Raw genomic sequence first — 22,790 nt, 5'->3', positions numbered from 1 at the left:
TGCATGTATTAGGCACGCCGCCAGCGTTCGTCCTGAGCCAGGATCAAACTCTCCAATAAGGTTTTTCCGAGCGGTTACTTCACCCGAATCACTCCAAGGAAATAACCATCCGAAAACTATTGTTAGAGCGATTCGCTCATTTTGAAACATCTGACGAGAATTTACATTCTCTAATTTGGAATCACCGAAGTGAATTCCGATACTCACTCGTTGTTCAGTTTTCAAAGATCAAGCTCGTTGTCGCTCTTCATGTTTCGTCAGCAGCAACTTTTATAATATATCATATCTTTCGATTTAACGCAACACTTTTTTTCTGAAGTGTTTTGCAGTCTCATCATCAGAGCATGTCCCAATCACCAACAATACCTTGCTGTTCGCGACTGGATTTATAATATACCATGGTCTGTCACGTAAAGACAACCCACAATATTTCCCAATTATAAATTCATTGCATTAGTCCAAAAGAGCTATTCTCCCAAGGCTTTTATATTCTATCAAAAAAGCATGCAGGCCTACAGCCCGCATGCTTCTGTATAAACTAAACCCGGTTAATTCGAAATCCATGGATTTTTGCTTTTTTTGCTGCTCCGGCTGCCTCCCTGCCTGGAAGCTGCCTTCGCCGCTTTTCCTTCAGTATGGCCTGATACTTTCACTTTCGCCTCTCCCGTCTTACCACTCCGTGCCTTCCCCTTCGCTGCTGTCTCTTTCAGTTCGGCGGATGCTTGAGGAATATCCTGCACGGCAGGCTCCGGTTCCAGAATCTCCGGCACCCGGTTATGCACAGCGTTCTCCATACCGGGGTACACCGGATAAGCCGGAATACCGCTTATCGCCGGACTAGTGTATGCACCTAACGTTGCTGCATCGTTAATGCCGGCATTAGGCATAGACTCTGTCATAAATCCATATGGCGATATTCCGTCTGGCTGAGGCGTGAATACAGGATAGCCGCCCCCGTATACCGGATGGTCATAGCTGTACGGCTGGATCACTGGTCCGCCTCCGCAGCCGCAGGATGGCCATGGCAGATTCACCGGCTGGCCCCCGTACTGCGGGACTCCATAAGGCGGATAATCGGCTGCAGGACTTACACCGGTAAACGGTGCAGCCGGATAATTAGGCGCCATATTCGGATACCAGGCCCCCTGTGCTTCAGCTGCCGGATATACATTGCCAGGATAGACATACGGCACGCCGTAGGGGATCATGCAATCTGGCATATACATGGCCGGCTCGATCATATTCTGCGCCGGATTGATGCCCGTTACCGGCAGAGCCTGCTCATAATTCGGAGAAACCGGCGGGTAATCATAGGCATAAGGATTTTCATTTAACCCCGGGTAGCCTGCTGCCGGATCACAATGTGTTTCCTTAGTTGCCGGAACCCAGGCTGCCGGTTCAACTGCTGTTTTCCCCTTTTCCTTAGGCTCATAGACCACGGCTTCCTGGGCGGGAACGGAAATCTGCACGTACAGGCTTTGCGATTCATGGACCATCTGGACAGGCGCAGGCTCAGGCGCTTTGATCACTACTGGAGCTATATTTACTTCCGGAGCTACGTTCACTTCCGGAGCAGTATTCACTTCCGGAGCAGTTTTCACTTCCGGCGCTTTATTGATTACAGGCTCAGGTACCGTTTCTGCTACCGGGGCCGTCTCCGGTTCCTTAGCGGGTTCTGCTATAGGTCCAGTGTAGGTTTTTCCGCCGACCTTTGTTTTATCTACAACTGCCGGAGATGTGGCGTTGGCCGGAACCGGTGTGGCATTCCCCTGGATCGATTGCGGCTGGATGGCCGCTCCATTGGATTTCTTAGGGATGTTCACAATCTCGCCCGTCAAAAGCGCATTCGGATTTTTAAGCTGCGGATTGGCATCGATCATTTCCTTGAGCGTAATTCCCCAGGCTTTGGATAATTTCCACAAGGTATCTCCTTGTTTGACTGTATGTTTATAAAAAAGCTCACTGGTTTCCGGCACATTGGCCGGTGCTGAAGGAATCTTGACTTTATCCCCTACGTTCAGCACATCCGGATTACTGATCTGCGGATTAGCCTCAATGATTTTTTGCAGCGGTACTCCGTACTTTTGCGATAATGCATAGAGCGAATCGCCTTGCTTGACAATGTGTATTTTCACGCAGCATTAACCTCCTAAAAAATGCGTAATGGTTGGAGCGCGTTGCAAGCTTTACAGCCATGTCCTCTGTAATCCGGCTGCAAATTCCGGCTCATAGAAGCATCCGTCCCCACTCCCGGGTACCGCTCCCTGAGCATCGTTATATGCGTTACAGCTGCCTCCTTCGTTACTACATCTTATGCAGCCCATGGGCGATTGACATCCCTCAAACAAAAAAAATCCCCTCATGCTCAGACGGGACCGGCCATTGTCTTATTAACAAAGGTCCATCCCGCTTGCATGAAGGGATTCAAATTTCTAATTAAAAGTGGCTCAGCTTCCGCCTAAACCTTACTCCCAGACTTTATAGCCGTCCTTATCCACGGCATTACGGAATTCTTCAAGCAGCTGCAGCGTGATCGGACCAGCATGTCCCTCGCCGATGATCCGGCCGTCGATTTCGCGGGCGGCGATAACTTCGGCTGCTGTTCCGGTGAAGAAAACCTCGTCGGCAATATACACGTCGTGCATAGTGAATGGCTCTTCCTTCAAAGGCAGACCCAGCTTCGCGCACAGCTCAATGATCGCCAGGCGGGTGATGCCTTCCAGCGCGCCAAGATAGCAAGGCGGCGTGTAGACAACTCCTCTTTTGACGATAAAGATGTTGTCACCGGAGCCCTCAGTTACATAGCCCTGTGCATTCATCATGATGGCTTCGTCGGCTTCCGCCAGATTGGACTGGATTTTGACGAGGATGTTGTTCAGATAGTTAAGCGACTTGATCTTCGGATTGAGCGCATCCGGAAGGTTGCGGCGCTGGGATACAGAGACGGCACGCAAGCCGTTCAAGTAAGCCTGCTCCGGATAGATCGCGAGCTGCTCCACAATGATGATTACACTGGCCTTAGGACAGCGGCGCGGATCAAGTCCGAGGTTGCCGGGGCCGCGCGATACAATCAGACGGATATAGCCGTTGCGCATTTCATTCAGGCGGATCGTCTCTGCCATCGCTTCCAGCATTTCATCATAAGTCAGCGGAATGTCCAGCATGATAGATTTGGCCGAATCATACAGCCTGTCCAGATGCTCTTTGCATTTAAAAATATTGCCGTTATAAATACGGATGCCTTCGAAAATACCGTCCCCGTAAAGAAAACCGTGATCAAATACGGATACCTTTGCATTTTCCTTTGTTACGTGTTGTCCATCCAGATAGATCCATTGCTCAGCCATGAACTTACTGCACCTCCGCTTTCTCTTCCTCATAGGTGTATGTGGGATACGAGCCCAGAATCCGCACCTGGCAGCCCAAGGCCTTGATCTCTTCGATCGCCGCCGGCAGCAGGACTGATTCTATCGGTTCCAGCACATCAATGTAAAAATAATAAGTACCCAACTTCTTCTTCGTCGGCCGTGATTCAATGCGTGATAAATTCAGCCGCCGCCAGGCAAATGCGGCCAGCACCTGATGCAGGGCTCCCGGAAAATCCTCCGGCAGGGTCACAAGAATACTCGTCTTGTCACCAGAGCTCTTCTTCGGAAGGCTCAGCTTCTGCGGTCCTACCAGAACAAAACGCGTGTAGTTATTATGGTGATCCGTAATCTTGCGCTCGACAATCTCCAGGCCATGTGTCGCGGCTCCAAGCGCCGTACCGATGGCCGCCCAGCCCCGGCCGGGATTGTTCTTCACAATCTCCACAGCCTCGGAGGTGCTTCCCACCGACTCTAGCTCAGCCCACGGCGCATGCTCGCGGATAAACTGCAGGCACTGCGCCATAGCGACAGGATGGGAGAGGATCTTCACCATTGCGGAATAGTCCTTTTCCCCGCTGCTATTCTTGAATTCTCCGGGATGACCGATCAGATTCTGAATAGACGGAAAAATCCACTCCGCCTGCATAGGCAAATTGACTTCATTGATGAGCCAGTCAATATGCAGGCTTACCGAACCGTCGATCGTATTCTCAATCGGGATCACACTGTAATCTGTAGTACCGCCTGCCGTCGAGAGAAAAACATCGGAAATCAGCTTGTGATGCACAATGCTGACCGGCTTATCACCAAATAAATGCAGCAGCGCTTCGTGGGATACCGTACCCTGCGGCAATACCGCTATTGATTTCATGACTGTATTTCTCCTTTTATCATATCCAAAAATGAGCCGTTTTGCATCCCGTTTCTTTGCAGCAGCTCTGCCGTCACGCCGTCCGTACACGGAGGCAGCCAGCGGGTCTGTGCCGGAATCCCGTGCTCCGCCATCGTCTCCTTCAGGAACAGCTCCAGCTCCTGCTTCTGACTGCTGCCAGCGTCCACCAGACAGAGCAGGGTCGGGCCTGCTCCGCTAAGCGCAATTCCCAGCGCCCCGTGCTGCGGGGCTTCAGCGAGCAGCTTCTCCATTCCGGGGACAAGCGGAGCACGGTACGGCTGATGCAGACGGTCCAGCATCGCCCGGCCGATCAGATCAAGCCTGCCAGCAGCAAAGGCTGCTGTAAGCAATGAGGTACGGCTAATATTATACACGGCATCGCTGACGGTAATTTCGGCAGGAATTACACCCCGTGCCTTGGTCGTAGCAAGCTCAAACTCTGGAATTACAACGAGCACCTCCATATCCCGGGGCGGCTCAATCCGGATATAGTCGGCATGTGTGCCGTCCCAGACAGCCGTAATCATTCCTCCGAACAGGGAGGCACCAACGTTGTCGGGATGCTTTTCGAGGGAGCAGGCCATATCGAACAGCTTGGCGTTATCCAGCGGAGAGCCGATCATCGTATTGGCCGCAGCCAGCGCGCCGACAATCGCCGATGCGCTGCTGCCAAGCCCCCGGGTAAGCGGAATATCCGAATACATCGAAATCGACAGCTCCGGAACAGAGACGCCCGCTTCGGCAAATACCATCTGGGCCACCTGGTAGAGCAGATTGCTTTTATCACAGGGAAGCCCGTTCATCTGGTCGCCGTAAAAGTGAAACACCGTCTCTTCGGCTTCTTCCATCTCAATCCAGGCATACAGCGATAAAGCCATCCCAAGCGTATCAAAGCCGGGTCCCAGATTGGCGGTACTGGCGGGTACTTTTACTCTAGACCTTCCATACATACTCATAGCGGGTGAAATCTCCTTCGTCTTTTTTGCGAGTACTATCCCTCTACACGGTAATGGCTCTTGACCCGGTGAATAACCGGAAGCTCCTCCAGATGGCGCAGCACCTTATTCATACTCGCCTTGCTGGCATTATGAGTTACAATAATAATTTCCGCATCCGGATTGTTCGCGTTGGCCTGCTGCACCACGGAATCGAGACTGACCTCATACTCGGCAAACACCTGGGTAATTTTGGCCAGTACACCCGCTTTGTCATCGACATGCAGCAGCAGAAAGTTTTTGTAAAAAATATCTTCATCGCTCTTCAGCTTCTTCTGCTTATAAGGCACAATCTGCTTCAGGCCGTTCACGCCCAGCTTCAGGTTCTTGATTACCGCCACCAGATCCGCAACGATTGAAGTCGCTGTAGGCATTGCGCCTGCACCTGCGCCGTAGAACATTGTCTCTCCAACCGCCTGCCCGTAGACATAAACTGCATTAAACACACCGTTCACCGAGGCAAGCGGGTGGCCGGTACGAATCATCGTCGGCTGGACACTGATGCTGAATTCCTCGTCCTCGCATTCGGCGATTCCCAGCAGCTTCATATCATAGCCAAGCCGTTTGGCAAAAGCGATGTCCTCCTTGCTAACGCCGGAAATCCCGCTGACGCTGACATCATTCAGCTCCACATTGGTGCGGAAGCCGAGCGTGCCCAGAATGGCCATTTTGCGTGCTGCATCCAGGCCCTCCACATCAGAGGTCGGGTCGGACTCTGCATAGCCAAGTCCCTGCGCTTCTTTCAGCACATCGTGATACGAGGCGCCTTCCTGGCTCATTTTGCTCAGTATGTAATTGGTTGTACCGTTTACGATCCCCATGATTTTTTTGATTTTGTCAGAGGAAAACCCCTCGATCAGCGTACGGATAATCGGAATCCCGCCGGCCACGCTGGCCTCATAAAATACGTCACACTGCTTCTCCTGCGCCTTGGCCAGAATTTCGGACCCATGCAGTGCCATCAGGTCTTTATTGGCGGTGACGATGTGCTTGCCGAGCTCCAGCGCCTCCAGGATATATTCCTTCGTGCCGGCGATGCCGCCCATTACTTCAACAATGACATCAATTTCCGGGTCGCGGATAACCTCCCACGGATCTGTAGTAATCAGCGCTGCATCCACTTCGATGTCCCGCGGCTTATCGACATTTTTTACAGCTATACGTTCAATAACGATCGGGGAACCCACCTGACTGCTCAGGTCCTCCTGATTTCCTTCCACGATACGGACAACACCTGCACCGACCGTACCAAGGCCCAATAATCCAACTTTAACCGGCTTCATGTGGTTCCTCCTAAAAGTTTTATGAAGCTATACTACTCTGAATGTCTACGTAATAAAACTTGCTTCGTAAGCATCCGCTTAGTTTTATGAAGCTATACTGCTACCCCTGGCCTATGATCAAAGCCCGTTTTACACCGGATATTTCCTTCAGACCGTCCAGCATGTCACCCAGCTCCTGATTCATATGCGAAATCTCTACAGAGATGACGACGTTCGCCCGTCCCTGCAGCGGAATACTCTGATTGATCGTGAGCACATTTGCCCCGTGAACCGCCACACAGCCGAGAACCTTGGACAGCATCCCCGATTCATGCTCCAGATCGAGTGAAATGGTTACGATCCGTTCCCGCTCCAGCTGGTGAATCAGATGTATGCCATCTTTGTATTTATAAAAAGCGCTGCGGCTAAGCCCAACCTGCTCCACACCCTCATGCACCGTCTTGGCGTCTCCTGCTTCCAGCAGCTGTTTGACCTGCATGGTCTTCAGCACTGCGTCAGGCAAAATGTCCTCGCGGACCAAATAATAGCGCTCTTTCACGAACGTCCTCACCCCAAAGACTTTTGTGTTTTCATAGTGGACATTATACTTGAAAAGCTCTGAAAAAAGCAATAGATTTTCACCGGGTGCAGCCGGGCCATCCCCGTTCAAATGCAAAATCGGCCTGTATAAAAAGATAACATGCGGCTATCACAACACTTGGCGGTGCAGTCAGGCCACGGTTTTTAACCGCTTTCCCGCCGCTCAACCCGAGTGTTGGCCTTTCGGTATTTCCTGCATTATAACATTTTTACGCTGTCTCCTACTTAAACGCCGCAAGCTCCCTGTTCCTTAGCAGGAGCGTACCGGCTATACTGTCCGCCAGTTCACTGGCTGCCCCTTCCCAGCCGCTGCCCGGGTCCCTGAGCGTCAGCAATAGCGCCACCTGATCATGCAGCAAAGAAATCTGCCGGGTAAGCATTTCCTCGGTATCATACAGGTCCGGCCTGGAGTGCGGGTCGCTATACCGGAACTGCTCCTCCAGCCCGGCGACAAGCTCCACAAGCCACTGCGCCCCGGGATGTCTCCAGCTTCCGGCCAGCTCCCGGATGTCCTTCAACTCGGCCTGGTGCTGTATGTGAGCGCTGGCGGCGGCGTCAGTGCGCTGTTCCCCTGCAACGGCATTGCGGCTGTATATGCCTGTAACCGCCAGCAGGGCAGCACTAACCAGCAGCAGCGTCAGCTGCACTGCCGCATAAGCGGGAGCCTGGAGCTGCAGGCCCCAGTCGAGCAGAGCCGCCGCAATCAAAACAGCGCCCGCGTAAGCGGCAGTAATCCAGGCGACGCCAGTCAGCACCGGAGATGGATTCCGGTTACTCATGGCCGAGCGTAGCCGGCATACGGTATAGCCGCAGACCGCACTTTCCGCAGCCAGCACAGCCAGCATGCTTACGAAAGAGCGGAGCTGCAGTCCGGGCAGCCCGAGGATGATGAAGAAGGCGACTGTCAGAATTACCGCTGCTGCATAGATTAGACTAATGTTTCCCGTATAGCTCCTGTTCTTTTGCATAATGTCCTCCTTTAACCGGCCCTTCTTCTGCCCTGACTTAAATTCCAGTCATCCGGCTTATATCGGAAATTGCGCCTTCCATCTCCCATTGTATACGATCAAATGCCTGTTTGGATGTGCCCTGCATGATAAAAAACGCCGGCAGTGCTCTCCGCTAGGAGAAGGCACTGCCGGCGTTCTATGACTGCCTGCCCGCGGGCAGAAGCATTTCTTAGTAGTAGCTGCTGTTCTCAACAAATTCGAATTCGAAATCGCCGATGCGGACGATCGTTCCTTCCACAGCTCCGCGCTTACGCAGCTCGGCATCGACTCCCATGTGACGGAGCGTACGGGCCAGCTTCAGAATCGCATCATGCGTGCTCAGCTGCATGCGTTTGAGCATCTTCTCAATACGCGGGCTGTTGACGACGAAGGCCTCGTTATCACGCGTAATGGTGAAGCTGTCATCCGCTTCGGCTTCCAGCTTGTACACCTTGCGTTCCACTGTTTCGGCAACCTCTTCGACCACCGGAGCAACCGGAATGCTGTCCAGAAGATCTGCTGCACGGTAGAGCAGCTCCTGAATCCCCTGGCGGGTAAGCGAGGAGATCGGCATAATCTCGAGGTCAGGACGAATTTCAGCAATCCGTTCCCGGAAGGAAATCAGATTCTCCTCCGATTCCGGCATATCCATCTTGTTCGCCGCCACGATCTGCGGACGGTCGAGCAGATTGGCATTATACTGCTTCAGCTCATCATTGATCAGCACCCAGTCCTCGAACGGATCGCGCCCTTCGGAGCCGGACATATCCACTACATGAATAATGATCCGCGTACGTTCAACGTGGCGCAGGAACTCATGTCCAAGGCCTACACCTTCGCTGGCTCCTTCAATCAGACCGGGCAGATCCGCCATAACGAAGCTGCGGCCATCGCCGGCTGCAACCACACCCAGGTTCGGGGTAATCGTAGTGAAGTGATACGCACCAATCTTTGGCTGCGCTGCAGAGACTACCGACAGCAGAGTGGATTTGCCTACGCTTGGAAAGCCTACCAGGCCCACATCCGCCATAACCTTCAGTTCCATTACAATATAACGTTCCTGGCCTTCTTCCCCGTTCTCGGCAAGTTCAGGCGCAGGATTATTTGCAGTGGCAAACCGGACATTCCCGCGTCCGCCCCGTCCGCCCTTCGCTACTACCACCTGCTGTCCATGACGGGTCATGTCGGCAATGATTTCCTGGGTATCATCATCAATCAGTATAGTTCCCGGAGGAATACGCACGATCATATGCTCAGCATTTGCCCCGTGCTGGCTCTTGTTACGGCCCTTTACACCGCGGTCAGCTTTAAAATGGCGCTGATAACGGAAATCCATCAGTGTCCGCAGCCCTTCATCCACACGGAAAATCACATCGCCGCCGCGGCCGCCGTCACCGCCGGCCGGCCCGCCTTCCGGTACGTACTTCTCACGGCGGAAGGCCACGAGACCGTCGCCGCCGTCGCCGCCTTTAACATAAATCTTAGCCTTATCTACGAACATGAATATTCACCTTCCTTACATCTCCAGCGGCACCCGCAGCTCTACGTAAGCCTCGCTTGGCTTCCACTGCTCCGCCTTCATGATTTTGCCTTGCACTATATTATAAATTTGCTCCTGCAGCAGCTCAGGGTTACCATGCTCCCCCTTGCTTTCGAATGAGATAAGAATATCTCCCTTGTCTTGTATAAAGCTGAGGCGGAGTATCCGCGTATCGCCCTGGGACGTAAGCCCGCTGTACTGGTAAGCCCTTACCGTCTGCATCACCACAGATGTCAGCTCGTCACCCTGGCCGGGAGTCAGCTTGTCCTCCAGCTGTAAGCCTTCCTCCACCTGTACCTCCAGCACCAGATTGCTGCTGAAGGTGCGGAACGACTGCAGATAGAATACCAGTGACGGAATGCCAAGCTTGGCGATCCGGCTGTCGAGTGCGATTCGTTCCTTTATTCTTTCCACACATTGTACGGATTTATCAGGCTTGTTCAGCTGAATATATCCATACAGCACTTGCAGATCATTCATCCAGTCATGACGATGATGATTCAGTGTCCGGTTCGCCGCCTGCTGCAGAGTCTTCTCCTGTATACGCAGTTCCTCTTCAAAATGACGCCGGTTGTAAAAAAAGCTGAAAGCAAGCACTGCAGCTACCCATACCGCGAGCAGCAGGCATGTGAAAAGGGTGGTGTGCCAATACAGAAGGCCCAAAGGAAGCGTTACGGATAACATGACTGCCCAGACAATACCTTTCCAGGATTTCATTCTTTCTCCCCGTCCCTCAGTTCGCAAAATTCATGCCAAATTTAGTCTAGCCAGCCCTAAGGCGCTTTTACCATTTTCCAGTATAACACACGCATCCGGTGCAATCACCAGCATTCAGACAGTTTCAGGGAACCCTCTGATCCGCCGTCTCACTTATCAAAAAAACCCCCGGCACTCATGCCGGAGGCTTCTCATGCAAATATGGTTCGAAAAGCTTACGCTTCCACTGCCGCTGCTACCGGAGCGACATCAACCGGGTACACGCTCACTTTTTTGCGATCGCGTCCCCAACGTTCGAACTTCACTACGCCATCAACCAGAGCGAACAGCGTATCATCTTTACCGATGCCTACGTTAGTGCCCGGATGAATCTTGGTTCCGCGTTGACGAACCAGAATGTTACCACCGGTAACTGCCTGACCGTCAGCACGTTTCACGCCAAGACGCTTGGAGTGGGAGTCACGTCCGTTCTTTGTGGAACCTACCCCTTTTTTGGATGCGAATAACTGAAGATCCAATTTCAACATGTTGGTCAACCTCCTTCTTTAAATGATAACTTGCTGTATCTTAATATACTTCCCGTATGATTCTGCGATATCACTGAGCATTAAGACCATGGATTCCAGCAGCAGTTGAACTTTCGCGGAGGTTTCAGCATCTTCAACAGAACCCAGGGTTCCGCTTAAAAAGCCGTTCTTCATGGACGTATCCATGGAAATTCCGGTCAGGCTCTCAATTGAGTTCACCGTACCTACTGTAACAGCAGATACTCCGGCGCACACAATATCTTCACCGCGTTTGGCATAACCTGCATGCCCTTCCACCTCAAAACCGATAACAGTACCCATGTCTGAAGCCCGTGTAATCCGCACGTTAATCATTAACGCACCTTCTTACGCCTGAATCTTCTCGATAGTTACTTTAGTGTACGGTTGACGATGGCCTTGTTTCTTGTGGTAGTTCTTCTTCGGTTTGTATTTGTAAACTACAACCTTCTGACCCTTACCGTGTTTCTCGACCTTAGCTGTTACAGACGCGCCGCTTACGAGCGGAGTTCCTGCAGTCAGACCGCCTTCGTTGGAAACAGCCAATACACGGTCAAACGTTACGCTTGCGCCGTCTTCAGCTTCCAGCTTCTCGATGAACAGAACATCGCCCTCTTGGACTCTGTATTGTTTACCGCCAGTTTCGATAATTGCATACATTGTACTTGCACCTCCTCATGTCTCAGACTCGCCTAGTCTAGGTGGCAGATTCCCGGAGGAACCGCGCTTATGTACCCGATCGGAGCGGTTACAGCATGTGCAGGAATAAGATAACCAAACACATACTTGAAGATATTATCATACATAATTAATAGAGTCAACAACACAAGCTGAATTTCCTTTATTCCAGCCAGGCGCCAACCTTGCCTGTCCCGCCGCAGCACTGGCAGATGACAGGCGCAAAGCTTGCTGCATCGTGCCTCGCCTTTTTGCGGGTCATTTCCAGCAGGCCAAGATGCGTCCAGCCCAGAATATGTGTCTTCGTGCGGTCATTGCAGATCACCCGCTCCAGCCGTTCCAGCACCTGACGGCGGTGCTCATCCAGTTCCATATCTATAAAGTCAACGATGATGATGCCACCGGTATCACGCAGCCGGATTAGCCTGCCGATCTCCTCTGCCGCAAGCAGATTTGTCTGCGTCACCGTCTCTTCCAGTGTTGACCCGCCTGTGTACTGTGCCGTATTAACATCAATAACAGTCAGCGCTTCGGTTTCATCCCAGATCAGCGTGCCTCCGCCTTCAAGGATGATTTTGCGGCTGAAGCTCTTCAGCAGCTGCTCCTGAACGCCGTAGGCAGTGAAGATCGACTCCTGCCCGCGGTATAGGCCGACCGGCTTATACCCATCAGGGGCCATATCTGCGAGAAAAGCCTCCGCTTCCCGCACGGCCTTGGGCGAGTCAATCATTAGCTCATCCCGCTGCGGGTTAAAGGCATCGCGGATGAACCTCTGCACAATGCTGAGATCCGAGTGCAAAAGGGCAGGTGCAGCCGCTTCCTCAGCCCGGCGGACAATCATCTCCCACTGCGCGCGCAGAAAGGACAGATCCCCTTCGACCGCATCCGCCTGCTCATCCTCCGATACGGTACGCATGATCAGGCCCTCTTCCCGCCGCCGCAGCCGTTCACCGATCGATTTCAGCCGGTTGCGCTCTGATTCGCGGCTGATTTTTTTGGATACTCCGACATATTCGGCAAAGGGCATGTACACCATCCAGCGTCCCGGCAGTGTATAATGGGTAGTTACCCGCGCCCCCTTGCCCCCCCGCGGCTCTTTGCGGACCTGGACGATGATCTCCTGGCCGGGCTGCAGCAGGGTATCAATAGAGGGCTTCACCTGCGGCTGCTTCTCTAGGTGGGGATGGAGGACATCATCTACATATAAAAAGGCATTTTTCTTCTGTCCGATATCGACAAAAGCAGCCTGCATGCCTGGCAGAACATTCATAACCCGGCCCTTGTAATAACTGCCGACCAGCCCTTGCTGCTGATCGCGTTCAGCCGCATACTCCACGAGCCGTCCGTTTTCCAGAAGAGCCATCCGGGTAATATGCTGCGTGCAGTGAACGATCATTTGTTTCATGGCTTCACCTCTGGTCTAGATCTTCATTCGTCGCCATCCGCTGTGCAGCGCTAAGCCATGCTCTACCTCCCGAAATAGGAGGAGATCAGGCGCTGCTCCGGTACAACGGCTACCACATTGTTATCCTCATTCATCACATAGATAAAATGATACTGGTTACGTTTAAATAGACGCAATATATCATCTAAAGGTTTCGCGGAAAAAGCAACAATCGGACGAGCCGCACTGCCGAGGCTTAAATACCGCTCATAGGCAGCCTCCCTGTTCATCAGAAAAGCCAGAAAGCGGTAAGGCAGATTACGCTGGTCCGTAATATTGGAATAGAGCAGAAACGCTCCGATCATGAGCAGATTAAGCCGCAGTCCGCCCCCTGCAGTCAGGGGCTGCAGCGCATAACCGATGACAAGCCCGCTTGCTGCAATGCTCACTCTTCCGCTCCAGAGCAGGGTATAGTAATAGGGCAGGAGCGTACTGAGCGCTGCTTGTACGATTTTGCCCCCGTCCAGCGGCAGAACCGGCAGAAGGTTGAACAGCGCAATTATAGCGTTGGCCTGGATAAAGTAGGCAAGAAAGGCGCTGCTGCCGCCCCCCAGCTGCTGAAGCAGGAGCGCGATCAGAATCATGATCCCGTTCTGCAGCGGTCCGGCAAGCGCTATGGCAATCTCGCGGCCGGCATTCAGCCGTCCATGATCCTCAATGACAGCCACCCCGCCGAAGGGCAGCAGCTGGACTGACTTCACCGTAACCCCGTTCAGCAGAGCGGCACACACATGTCCCATCTCGTGAATAAATACGATCACAAATAACGTCAGCAGTTCCAGGAACTGTCCGGTGATAACTGAAAGAAGCATAACCAGCACAAACAGCGGATGCAGCGACAGCTGGATTCCAAATATCCTAATCAAACGATACCACTTCAGCGGGATCAATATAAGTCTTGTCTTTCATAACCGCGAAAAAAAGCAGAGGCGCCCCGCTCTCCGTCTCCTGCATCCAGCCGACGGTATCCCCGCTCTCCACCCAGTCATCCGCCGACAGTCTGGTTCCGCTTAAATGCCCGTATTCCGCCGTCAGGCCGCCTGTGTGGCGGATAACGATCCGGATGCCCCCCTGCGCCTCTTTGGACACGGATAGAACCCGTCCCGTATCTACACTTTTCACCGTGACATTGCCGCTTGAATCGGACTCAGGCATAATTTCCACACCGTACAGGGTGTCGGCAAAAGAACGCAGGATACTGCCCGTTAGCGGGGCACTCAGGGTATGCGCGGTACTTACCTTTTCAGCCGGAACCTCATCCTCTCCAAAGATCGGAATAAACGATGGCGCACCGTTAAAATGCGTTTCGTACCATACCTGGACAGCTGCAAAATCCATATCGTTGCTCAGCGCATCTGTAATAAATGCCTGCGCTTTGACGGCCCAAGGCTCCCTGGCGAGGAAAATGCCCCATACTGCCCCGAACACAAGTACACTCGCTACAGTTCTGCGGATAAGCCCGGCGGTGAAGCGCGGCCTGCCGCCGTCGCCCCCTTCGTCCATCCACCCTCCGCGGTTCTGCTTCCACAGGACCTCGGGGTCCGGCTCATAGCCGGGCTCCCTCCCGCCTTGGTGCTTGCCCCATTCCTTGAAGCTGGGTGCATCCTCCTCCAGCGTATACAGCGGAAGCGGTGCGCCTTCCCGCTGGTCATCCAGCAGACTGCGGATGCGCTCCTTGCGCCGTCCTTTGATCCCTGATCCCTGTTCCATATTGATCCCTCCGGCGGGCTTGTTTTATTGCTAGTTTATGAGAGCCCGGAGCCTGTTTAGAACAAGCCCTCCACGGCAGCATACACAATACCGGAAAAGGGAAGACAGTTAGGATACCGCTACGGGTACAAGGGCCGCTACTTCTCCCCGCACCGCAAAAATCCCGCCGCAGATGCCCTGCGGCGGGATTGTATGTCTTTGTATGATTGCTGAATAAGGATTAGCCCATGCCGAAAAATTTCTTGAACTTCTTGAAAGCGCCCATCTTCCGGTCCAGCTGCATCAGCGGCACGGCATCGCCGAGAATGCGGCGGGCAATATTGCGGTAGGCAATGGCGGCAGACGAGTCTGGATTCATGACTGTTGGCTCACCGTTATTGGCTGCCTTAATGACCAGCTCATCGTCCGGAACGATTCCGATCAGGTCAATATTAAGCACCTGTAAAATATCTTCAATATCAAGCATGTCCCCGGTTTTGACCAGCCCGGGGCGGATGCGGTTAACTACTAGCTTCGGTGACTCCACACTCGATTGCTCCAGCAGCCCGATGATCCGGTCTGCATCTCTCACAGCCGCATGTTCCGGAGTTGTGACCACAATAGCTTTGTCGGCACCGGCTATAGCATTGCGGAACCCGTGCTCAATCCCGGCCGGACAATCGATCAATACGTATTCGTACTCCTTTTTAAGCTCCAGAATGATGTCCTTGACCTGCTCCGGAGTAACGGACGTCTTATCCTTTGTCTGGGCAGCCGGAAGCATGTACAGCTCATCAAAACGTTTGTCCTTGACCAGCGCCTGATTCAGGCGGCAACGCCCTTCCGCCACATCAACAAGATCATAGATGATCCGGTTTTCCAGCCCCATAACCACATCCAGATTCCGCAGTCCGATATCCGTATCAACCAGACATACTTTTTTGCCCTGCAGTGCAAGCGCGGTTCCAATATTGGCCGTTGTGGTTGTTTTGCCAACACCGCCTTTGCCCGAGGTTACGACAATCGCTTCTCCCATGGAGGCTACACCCCTTTAAACACATTTAAACCCTGACGTACTTTGACTATATTATGAATTTTATCGATTTGCATAGCACCACTGGACAAATAGGCAAATTCCATACTGCTCTCCCTGGCTCCCCATTCATCCGGAGGCCGGCTTATACAATCGGCAATCCGCAGTTGGGTCGGGGTTAATAAAGAAGCGGCGATTATCGCCTCCTGATTACCGTCCACACCGGCATGAGCGACGCCCCTGAGCGCTCCGAGAACATAGATATCACCTGTGCAGGTAACCGTCCCTCCCGGATTAACATCACCAAGATATAGCAGGTTACCAACATGATGAACCACCTGGCCGGAACGGATGATTCCGCTCATAATGAACAGGACGTCCTGATCGGTTTGGGCGGATTCAACAACCGCATCTATGGACCGGATCAGCAGGTTGCCCTGTCCTTTCAGAATCTCCAGCACAGCTTCCTTGTCTTCCTCAGTAACGGGACGGCTGCCCAGTTTAACGTCCACATGCACAATCGGTCCGGTTAGAATATTCTGATGGCTGTGCTCCAGCTTGTAACGCAGTTCGCTTAAGAGATCTTCAAAGGGACACTTGTCGTCTAGCAGGAATACCAGGCCGTCCTTGATGCCCTTAATCCTCACGTGCTTGGATTTTACTGTCATATGCCTGTCCCCCCATCCTCATTCATTCGTTCCGGATCAGGTAAATTCCTGCTTTGTCTCAAAGAAAATGCAGAGCCCTGCTATGCAGATTCTTCCTTCTGCGTCTCTTTCTTCAGCAGCTCCAGCTGGCGCCTTACCGGAATGTACAGAAGCAGCCCGACAGCGAAATGGAACAGCATGGTCGGCAGCATATGATTCAGAAGTGACCAATTGTAAGGTTCCCTGTTCAGGTTGAATACACTGTAGATACCAAACAGGATGCTGTCCTCCAGCAGGCTGCCGAGCAGGACAACCGTCATCATCAGAGGCAGAGGAGCCCGGGGAAGCTGAAACACCAGACCGATCAGATAGGCGGATAAGCCCATTGCAAAGGAATGGGCCCCAAGAATTCTTCCGTAGAAAACCACATCATGCAGCATGCCAAAGGATAAGCCCAGAATAAGTGCTGTATGCCGGTGATGATAAACAGTAACAAACAAAATTACGATAAAGACAAGATTAGGGATGACTCTCATTTCCCAGACATCCGGAAGCAGCCAGGGCACAATGGTTCCCTGAACAATAAACAGAAGAAATAACAACAGGATAAGAACTGATCTGCGCATCCTCACTATTCAACACGCTCCTCCGTGAACACCACGAACAGATCCTTCCAGTCTTGGAAATTGGCGCTTGGTTCGATCAGGGCAGTCGATGTATATCCGTAGGCCCCCTCTTGAACACTCTTGACGGTTCCAATGGTCAGACCGCGCGGGTACACGCCGCCGCTTCCCTTGGAAATAATGGTATCACCTACGGCAATCGGATCACCGACCGGAATTTTATTCATCTCCAGCATTCCCGTCTGCGGATCATAGCTTTCGATCATGCCGAAGCTGTCCTGCTCTTTGTTCAGTGCAGTTCCGGCAATCGGCGGCTGGGAGTTGGGATCGTTGATATCCATCATTGTCATCAGCTTCACTGTCGAGGTGAAATTGCTTACCTGACTAATCACACCAACCATGCCTTCCGGAGAAATGACGGACATGTTGGGTTTAATCCCATCCTTTAAGCCAAGATCAATAACAACAGAGCTGTTGTTTGGCTCTGTCGTCAGGCTGATTACCTGGGCGATGTGCAGCTCATAATCATACAGCACTTTTTGAGCTTCTTTGAATTCCAGCAGTCCCTTATACCTGTCATTATCCGCTTTAGTAAAATTATAGATTGCCTTATCCCGCGCGTACTGGGCAGCCAAAATTTTGAGCCGTTCGTTCTCTTCGGCCAGATCATGCAGATTCGCGATATCTTGGAAGAAGCCCGCTACATATCCAGCGGGCTTGTAGAACAAATTTTGCACGAATCCGGTCGTATCCCTGAGGAAATTCTCCGGCCAGGACAAGGACTTCCTTGTCCCCAGGCTGAAGCCCATGACCACGATGAACATCACCAGTGTAATCAGCAGGATGAACAGACGTTTATTGTTAAACAGTTTAAACAGTTTCAACACCCTCTAACAACCGTATTCCACCCATATCAGGGGTTGATGTGCACAAATAGCAGTAGCCTAACGTTTCTGACGAAGTCCTGTATTGTTGCGGCTCTTGAACAGATGAATGTTATCCAGCGCCTTGCCTGTACCGATAACGACGCAGTCCAGCGGATTCTCGGCTACAATAACCGGCATCCCCGTTTCACGGGCAAGCAGCTTGTCCAGGTTGCGCAGCAGTGCGCCGCCGCCGGTCAGTACAATGCCCCGGTCCATAATGTCGGCTGCCAGCTCCGGCGGACATTTCTCGAGCGTTACTTTTACAGCTTCGACAATCGCATTTACCGTGTCCGACAACGCTTCACAAATCTCATCTGAAGTAATGGTCAGCGTCTTCGGCAGCCCGGTTACCAGGTCACGGCCGCGGATTTCCATCGTTTCAGCCTTCTCCAGCGGCAGAGCTGAACCCACATCCATCTTGAGCTGCTCGGAAGTACGTTCACCGATCATCAGGTTATACTGGCGTTTGATGTACTGGATAATGGACTCATCCGCTTCATCGCCGGCTACACGTACAGAACGGCTGGTAACGATACCGCCAAGCGAAATAACAGCAACTTCAGTCGTTCCGCCGCCGATATCCACCACCATGCTGCCTGTTGGCTCCCATACCGGAAGATCGGCACCGATTGCCGCAGCAAACGGTTCTTCGATAATGTAAGCTTCGCGCGCGCCTGCCTGCTTGGTCGCATCCTCAACGGCACGCTGCTCAACTGCAGTGATGCCGGAAGGTACACACACCATCACGTTCGGGTGACGCTGGAACATGGAGCGCTGCTTCTGCGCCTGACGGATGAAGTATTTGATCATCGTCGCCGTCGTATCAAAATCAGCGATAACGCCGTCTTTCATCGGACGGATGGCACGGATGTTGCCCGGCGTGCGGCCGATCATTTTTTTGGCAGATTCGCCTACCGCTTCAATTGTCTTAGTATCAGTATTAATGGCCACCACGGAAGGCTCTCTCACTACAATCCCCTTACCGCGTACATAGACGAGCGTATTCGCTGTCCCCAGGTCAATTCCTAAATCTTTCGTAAAACCACCTAACATGCTTGTATTCTCCTTTTCCTAGTGAATCTGCACAATTATATTACATGTACCCTTTTTCTTTCAAACTTACAAACCGGCTGTCGCCGATAATCAGGTGATCCAATACGTCAATCCCGACAATTTCGCCCGCCTGAACCAGTCTGGAGGTCAGGGAAATATCCTCGGGACTCGGCGCAGGATCGCCGCTAGGATGATTATGCGCACAGATAATCGCTGCACTGCTGCATTTCATGGCAGCCCGGAACACCTCCCGCGGATGCACGATTGATGCGTTAAGGCTGCCCATCGACAAGGTTTCCTGTGCAATTACATGATTCTTCGTATTCAGAAACAGACAGACAAAATGCTCCTTCTGTAAATAACGCAGCTGCTCTGTCAGAATCTCAGCTGCGTCCTGCGGGCTGCGGATGATGACCGGCTCGGTAAGCCTGGAGTTCGCCATCCGCCTGCCCAGCTCTATGCCAGCTTTCAGTTGCACCGCCTTGGCAGGGCCGATGCCTTTGATATTCGTAAGTTCTTCAATGCTCAGGTCCGCGAGCCCGCGGAGTCCGCCTGAATGGCCCAGCAGCTGCTGGGCAATGTGAATGGCTGATTCCCGGCGCGTTCCCGTGCGCAGTAGTATCGCCAGCAGCTCCGCCTGGCTGAGTGATTCCGCCCCATAATGCATCATGCGCTCTCGTGGTCGTTCTTCATGGGGGAGGTCCCGCAGCATAAAGGTGTGCGACTCCATCCCTATCCCTCTCTCCTGTACTATCCTTGCCGGCCCAGCACAGATATGCCAAACCGGGGCAGCATGCCGCCAAGCAGCGACAGCGGTAGTCCGACCACGTTAAAATAACAGCCCTGAATCTCTTCGACCAGCGTGGCACCAAACCCTTGTATCGCATAGGAGCCGGCTTTGTCAGCAGGCTCTCCAGTCGCTATATAGGCGGAGATTTCCTCTTCGCCAAGTGCTCTCATGGTTACTGAGGTTACCCGGTGCGCTACTTCAGACCTGCCGTCCGGCAGCCCGATGCAGGCTACTCCGGTATACACTTTATGTGTACGGCCCTGAAGCATGCTCAGCATAGCATGGCTGTCCTGCGCATCCTTAGGCTTGCCCAGTACTTTACCGTCCAGTACGACAATAGTGTCGCTGCCGACAATCACTGCATTCCGATCCCGGGCAGCAGGCAAAACGGCTTCCGCCTTGCGCAAAGCCAGGGTATGCACGACCATCTCCGGTGTATAATCTGCGGGCGTACTCTCATCCGCATCGCTGACCAGCACCTCGAAAGGCAGGCCAAGATTGGATAACAGCTCCCGGCGGCGGGGTGAGCCTGAAGCAAGGATAATGATTCGTGAGTTGTCATGCTCCACTGTATAAACGTCCCTTCTAAAGTCAGCAGCTTGAAAGCTACAGCCTGCGGTACAGCCACACGGCTGTAATCATACCGGCAAGACTGAGCAGGCACAATTTCAAATGAATGGTGATGTCGTAGGTTATGATGTCCAAATCGGCTTGCGGCGACCATGACAAGACAGTCGAAGCTGTAAGCAAAGACAGGGCTTTTACAGGCTCCAGCAGCTTTGCGATCCACGCACCGGCGAGCCAGCCCAGAATAAGAAATAACAGCAATGTTCCTACATTTTTCTTCTTCATCCACGTCTTCCCTCGCCATTTTTTGACACCCTAATTATTATACGGTGAAACTTGGCTCAATACAAACTCAAAATCCTCAGCGGAAATGATTACCACCGGACACGCATCAGGCGCTTACGGGTAGGGCGGGATACATGTCCCATGGGACGTCATAGGGGATAGGTATCCGTTGGGGGCTTGGGGGCTTGGGGGCTTGGGAGCTTGGGAGCTTGGGAGCTTGGGGGCTTGGGGGCTTGGGAGCTTGGGAGCTTGGGAGCTTGGGAGCTTGGGGGCTTGGGGGCTTGGGGGCTTGGGAGCTTGGGAGCTTCGGGCTTGGCGGTTCGTAGTTGCCAAAAAGATTTCCACCGGCGAGGGGTTCTGCAAATTTAGTTGGATTTTTGTCACTTAATCTTCCCAATTCCCGGCGTTTCTTAGTATTAGGTGGAAATTTGTCACTTAAATCAGACCAAAACGCCAAATCGAAGCGGATTCCGTCAAACTAAGTGTCATTTTTCCAACTAATCTCCCCCTTTCCGGTGATATAGCAAGAATTAGGTGGCGAATTTCCACTTAAATTCTTGCTGAATCCCCCCTGTTACTCCTCCTCATAAACTGAATAACAAGCATCCCCCGGCATTGCGGACTACCGCAGCCGGGGGATGCTTGTTTCACACTATTCAAGCAGGGAGAGCAGGGCCTTCTGACCTGTAAGGAAGCTCAGCATGGATTCCTGCACCTCCCAGAGCAGGCCCTGCGCCTGGTTTTTGTTGTATTCATTCACGGCGGCAATACCCTGGCTCATTGCTTTCTGCAGACTTGCGCACAGGCTTTGCCCTTCCGCGCTCAGGCCAGGCTCCAGCGCTTTGACGGCTTCGGTCCACTGCATATGAAGATTACTGACGGCAGTAGCATCTGGCAACCCGGAAGCGCCGCTTAGCAAGGAGGCCGACAGGCTACTCAGCTCATTCAGCAGCTCTGTGCTGGCTGCGAAATAGCTGTCCACCGCCGCACCCTCTCCGGAAAAAGCAGCCTGTTCCAAGGCAGGCAGCTTAACCTCCCTGACGTAAAGCTCGATCCCCTGGTGCTTGAGGCCGCTGCTCAGCAGCTTGGCCTGCTCCCGGTCAGGCGACACTCCGGCATAGACACGGTTGCCGCCGTCAGGATCAGCTCCGGCGGCCAGTCCTGCGGTGAGCAGCTCCTGCTGCGCCTGCTCTGCTCCGGCAGGCGTGCTGAACACGCCGTACTGCAGCAGGTAATAGCTCTGCGCAGCAACCGAAACCGGTATGCGGCCGGCGATGCTGTCCGCGGACGGCAATGCAGCACCGCCACCTGCCTGCTGGCCGTTAGCGCCTGCGTTGGCAGCCTGCACAGCATCCGGAGCAGACCCGCTGCTGCCGTCGTTCACGCCGCTGATGAAATTTAGCGCAGCATATCCCAGCAGCAGCCCTGTACCAAGTGCGCCCGCGATGGACAGGGCGAATTTCCACCAATGGGTCGGCCGGCGGGTCTGATAAGAGCCTCCGCCAGTGTAATTGAGCCCGGAGTAGGAGATGTCCCCGAACGCCCCCGGATCATCTTCCAATACAGTCTCAGGAGACCGGTCCCTGTGTCCGTACCCGTTCTCTTGATTAACCTCCGGAGTCCGCCGCGGCGGTGTTCTTTCCCACAGGTCAGTCACCGGCTCCGCGCGGAAGAAGGTTGGAGCCGGCCGTTCAGACCGGTGGCCACGGTCATCCGGATCTTCATAGTGCACCGTTACCGGTTCGGCTTCGGAAATACGGTCCCCATTGTGTCTGTGCTGCTCCCGAAAGCCAGAATCGCCAGCTGTATTGTATGTCTGGACTTCTTCGGAAACATCGGCACGATGCAGCGGTATATGGTAATCCTTGACTATGTCATAATCCTTAGCCGCCTCGTAACTCTTAACGTTACCGTATCCCTCAACTGTGCCGGATTCCTTAACGGTGCCGTAATCCCGGGCTGTACCAAGATATCCCCGCCCGGAATCCGAATCCTTTATACTTCCTGCTTGTCCGGACTTATCCCTGCCATTGCCTGTATCAAAGCGGAACGTCATCTTTCCGTTATTCAAATCCCACACCTCGCTATCTTCAATTCTTTAAGAGAATATATGATAGAGAAGAGAGGGATATGCTATTTTGAGAACA

At 53.0% G+C, this 22,790-nt stretch carries 24 protein-coding genes, 1 rRNA gene and 1 other annotated feature; all 25 genes read right to left on the bottom strand.

Annotated features, from left to right (window positions below; all coding sequences use genetic code 11):
- Positions 1-59, bottom strand: a 16S ribosomal RNA gene (locus M2108_RS24210); the annotation flags it as partial.
- A gap of 489 nt (positions 60-548) precedes the next feature.
- Positions 549-2,135 carry a LysM peptidoglycan-binding domain-containing protein gene (locus tag M2108_RS24205; protein WP_277471834.1) on the bottom strand — a complete coding sequence of 529 codons (1,587 nt, stop codon included), beginning with the start codon at positions 2,133-2,135 and terminating at the stop codon, positions 549-551.
- 330 nt (positions 2,136-2,465) lie between these two features.
- A complete protein-coding gene (gene ilvE / locus M2108_RS24200) occupies positions 2,466-3,347 on the bottom strand; it encodes a branched-chain-amino-acid transaminase (protein WP_277471835.1) in 882 nt (293 codons plus the stop codon).
- A 4-nt stretch (positions 3,348-3,351) separates the two neighbouring features.
- Positions 3,352-4,239, bottom strand: coding sequence for a prephenate dehydratase (gene pheA / locus M2108_RS24195; protein ID WP_277471836.1), 888 nt, complete (start codon positions 4,237-4,239; stop codon positions 3,352-3,354).
- Positions 4,236-5,216, bottom strand: coding sequence for a homoserine kinase (gene thrB / locus M2108_RS24190; RefSeq protein WP_277471837.1), 981 nt, complete (start codon positions 5,214-5,216; stop codon positions 4,236-4,238). The genes pheA and thrB overlap by 4 nt, the downstream gene beginning before the upstream one ends.
- 35 nt (positions 5,217-5,251) lie before the next feature.
- Complete coding sequence (locus M2108_RS24185) at positions 5,252-6,538, bottom strand: homoserine dehydrogenase (protein WP_277471838.1); 1,287 nt, start codon at positions 6,536-6,538, stop codon at positions 5,252-5,254.
- Positions 6,539-6,638: 100 nt separating this feature from the next.
- Positions 6,639-7,076, bottom strand: coding sequence for an ACT domain-containing protein (locus tag M2108_RS24180; protein WP_277471839.1), 438 nt, complete (start codon positions 7,074-7,076; stop codon positions 6,639-6,641).
- Between the two features lie 262 nt (positions 7,077-7,338).
- Positions 7,339-8,085, bottom strand: coding sequence for a hypothetical protein (locus tag M2108_RS24175; protein WP_277471841.1), 747 nt, complete (start codon positions 8,083-8,085; stop codon positions 7,339-7,341).
- 211 nt (positions 8,086-8,296) lie between these two features.
- Complete coding sequence (gene obgE, locus M2108_RS24170; RefSeq protein ID WP_277471843.1) at positions 8,297-9,607, bottom strand: GTPase ObgE; 1,311 nt, start codon at positions 9,605-9,607, stop codon at positions 8,297-8,299.
- A gap of 15 nt (positions 9,608-9,622) precedes the next feature.
- A complete protein-coding gene (locus tag M2108_RS24165) occupies positions 9,623-10,363 on the bottom strand; it encodes a Spo0B domain-containing protein (RefSeq protein ID WP_277471845.1) in 741 nt (246 codons plus the stop codon).
- Between the two features lie 215 nt (positions 10,364-10,578).
- Positions 10,579-10,890, bottom strand: coding sequence for a 50S ribosomal protein L27 (gene rpmA, locus M2108_RS24160; RefSeq protein WP_039876443.1), 312 nt, complete (start codon positions 10,888-10,890; stop codon positions 10,579-10,581).
- A gap of 18 nt (positions 10,891-10,908) precedes the next feature.
- Positions 10,909-11,244, bottom strand: coding sequence for a ribosomal-processing cysteine protease Prp (locus M2108_RS24155; RefSeq protein WP_277471848.1), 336 nt, complete (start codon positions 11,242-11,244; stop codon positions 10,909-10,911).
- Positions 11,245-11,256: 12 nt separating this feature from the next.
- Complete coding sequence (rplU, locus tag M2108_RS24150) at positions 11,257-11,568, bottom strand: 50S ribosomal protein L21 (RefSeq protein WP_019908991.1); 312 nt, start codon at positions 11,566-11,568, stop codon at positions 11,257-11,259.
- A gap of 14 nt (positions 11,569-11,582) precedes the next feature.
- Positions 11,583-11,668: a sequence feature (ribosomal protein L21 leader region), on the bottom strand.
- Positions 11,669-11,749: 81 nt separating this feature from the next.
- Complete coding sequence (locus M2108_RS24145) at positions 11,750-12,991, bottom strand: Rne/Rng family ribonuclease (protein WP_277471849.1); 1,242 nt, start codon at positions 12,989-12,991, stop codon at positions 11,750-11,752.
- Between the two features lie 62 nt (positions 12,992-13,053).
- Positions 13,054-13,896 carry a M50 family metallopeptidase gene (locus M2108_RS24140; RefSeq protein WP_277471851.1) on the bottom strand — a complete coding sequence of 281 codons (843 nt, stop codon included), beginning with the start codon at positions 13,894-13,896 and terminating at the stop codon, positions 13,054-13,056.
- Entirely contained in the window at positions 13,889-14,740 is an 852-nt protein-coding gene (locus tag M2108_RS24135; protein ID WP_277471853.1) for a M23 family metallopeptidase, read from the bottom strand. Before M2108_RS24135 ends, M2108_RS24140 begins: the two co-directional genes overlap by 8 nt.
- A gap of 220 nt (positions 14,741-14,960) precedes the next feature.
- A complete protein-coding gene (gene minD / locus M2108_RS24130; RefSeq protein WP_221803989.1) occupies positions 14,961-15,755 on the bottom strand; it encodes a septum site-determining protein MinD in 795 nt (264 codons plus the stop codon).
- 5 nt (positions 15,756-15,760) lie between these two features.
- Complete coding sequence (locus M2108_RS24125; protein WP_277471855.1) at positions 15,761-16,420, bottom strand: septum site-determining protein MinC; 660 nt, start codon at positions 16,418-16,420, stop codon at positions 15,761-15,763.
- An 80-nt stretch (positions 16,421-16,500) separates the two neighbouring features.
- On the bottom strand, positions 16,501-17,031 hold the full coding sequence (mreD, locus tag M2108_RS24120; protein WP_277471856.1) for a rod shape-determining protein MreD: 531 nt from the start codon (positions 17,029-17,031) through the stop codon (positions 16,501-16,503).
- Positions 17,031-17,909, bottom strand: a complete 879-nt coding sequence (mreC, locus tag M2108_RS24115) for a rod shape-determining protein MreC (protein WP_277471857.1) — start codon at positions 17,907-17,909, stop codon at positions 17,031-17,033. The genes mreD and mreC overlap by 1 nt, the downstream gene beginning before the upstream one ends.
- A 57-nt stretch (positions 17,910-17,966) precedes the next feature.
- On the bottom strand, positions 17,967-19,001 hold the full coding sequence (locus M2108_RS24110; protein ID WP_277471859.1) for a rod shape-determining protein: 1,035 nt from the start codon (positions 18,999-19,001) through the stop codon (positions 17,967-17,969).
- Between the two features lie 40 nt (positions 19,002-19,041).
- Positions 19,042-19,731 (bottom strand): RadC family protein, encoded by a 690-nt coding sequence (gene radC, locus M2108_RS24105; RefSeq protein ID WP_221803993.1) that lies wholly within the window; start codon positions 19,729-19,731, stop codon positions 19,042-19,044.
- Between the two features lie 20 nt (positions 19,732-19,751).
- Complete coding sequence (locus M2108_RS24100; RefSeq protein ID WP_277471860.1) at positions 19,752-20,360, bottom strand: Maf family protein; 609 nt, start codon at positions 20,358-20,360, stop codon at positions 19,752-19,754.
- Between the two features lie 37 nt (positions 20,361-20,397).
- Positions 20,398-20,643 carry a DUF4321 domain-containing protein gene (locus M2108_RS24095; RefSeq protein ID WP_068728431.1) on the bottom strand — a complete coding sequence of 82 codons (246 nt, stop codon included), beginning with the start codon at positions 20,641-20,643 and terminating at the stop codon, positions 20,398-20,400.
- A gap of 652 nt (positions 20,644-21,295) precedes the next feature.
- Positions 21,296-22,714 (bottom strand): SPOR domain-containing protein, encoded by a 1,419-nt coding sequence (locus tag M2108_RS24090; RefSeq protein ID WP_277471862.1) that lies wholly within the window; start codon positions 22,712-22,714, stop codon positions 21,296-21,298.
- Between the last annotated feature and the right edge of the window lie 76 nt (positions 22,715-22,790).

The sequence above is a fragment of the Paenibacillus sp. PastM-3 genome, from assembly GCF_029893965.1.
GTDB lineage: Bacteria > Bacillota > Bacilli > Paenibacillales > Paenibacillaceae > Paenibacillus_AQ.
The sequence above is the reverse complement of the archived record's forward strand: the minus strand, read 5'-3'. Positions and strand labels throughout refer to the sequence as shown.

Bases quoted from the DNA above. Each gene is read 5' to 3' on its own strand.
- M2108_RS24110 (WP_277471859.1), bottom strand. From the start codon at position 19,001: ATGTTAGGTGGTTTTACGAAAGATTTAGGAATTGACCTGGGGACAGCG.
- M2108_RS24145 (WP_277471849.1), bottom strand. From the start codon at position 12,991: ATGAAACAAATGATCGTTCACTGCACGCAGCATATTACCCGGATGGCT.
- ilvE (WP_277471835.1), bottom strand. From the start codon at position 3,347: ATGGCTGAGCAATGGATCTATCTGGATGGACAACACGTAACAAAGGAA.
- rpmA (WP_039876443.1), bottom strand. From the start codon at position 10,890: ATGTTGAAATTGGATCTTCAGTTATTCGCATCCAAAAAAGGGGTAGGT.
- rplU (WP_019908991.1), bottom strand. From the start codon at position 11,568: ATGTATGCAATTATCGAAACTGGCGGTAAACAATACAGAGTCCAAGAG.
- pheA (WP_277471836.1), bottom strand. From the start codon at position 4,239: ATGAAATCAATAGCGGTATTGCCGCAGGGTACGGTATCCCACGAAGCG.
- M2108_RS24185 (WP_277471838.1), bottom strand. From the start codon at position 6,538: ATGAAGCCGGTTAAAGTTGGATTATTGGGCCTTGGTACGGTCGGTGCA.
- M2108_RS24155 (WP_277471848.1), bottom strand. From the start codon at position 11,244: ATGATTAACGTGCGGATTACACGGGCTTCAGACATGGGTACTGTTATC.
- obgE (WP_277471843.1), bottom strand. From the start codon at position 9,607: ATGTTCGTAGATAAGGCTAAGATTTATGTTAAAGGCGGCGACGGCGGC.
- thrB (WP_277471837.1), bottom strand. From the start codon at position 5,216: ATGAGTATGTATGGAAGGTCTAGAGTAAAAGTACCCGCCAGTACCGCC.
- M2108_RS24095 (WP_068728431.1), bottom strand. From the start codon at position 20,643: ATGAAGAAGAAAAATGTAGGAACATTGCTGTTATTTCTTATTCTGGGC.
- M2108_RS24135 (WP_277471853.1), bottom strand. From the start codon at position 14,740: ATGGAACAGGGATCAGGGATCAAAGGACGGCGCAAGGAGCGCATCCGC.
- M2108_RS24125 (WP_277471855.1), bottom strand. From the start codon at position 16,420: ATGACAGTAAAATCCAAGCACGTGAGGATTAAGGGCATCAAGGACGGC.
- M2108_RS24165 (WP_277471845.1), bottom strand. From the start codon at position 10,363: ATGAAATCCTGGAAAGGTATTGTCTGGGCAGTCATGTTATCCGTAACG.
- minD (WP_221803989.1), bottom strand. From the start codon at position 15,755: ATGGGAGAAGCGATTGTCGTAACCTCGGGCAAAGGCGGTGTTGGCAAA.
- radC (WP_221803993.1), bottom strand. From the start codon at position 19,731: ATGGAGTCGCACACCTTTATGCTGCGGGACCTCCCCCATGAAGAACGA.
- M2108_RS24175 (WP_277471841.1), bottom strand. From the start codon at position 8,085: ATGCAAAAGAACAGGAGCTATACGGGAAACATTAGTCTAATCTATGCA.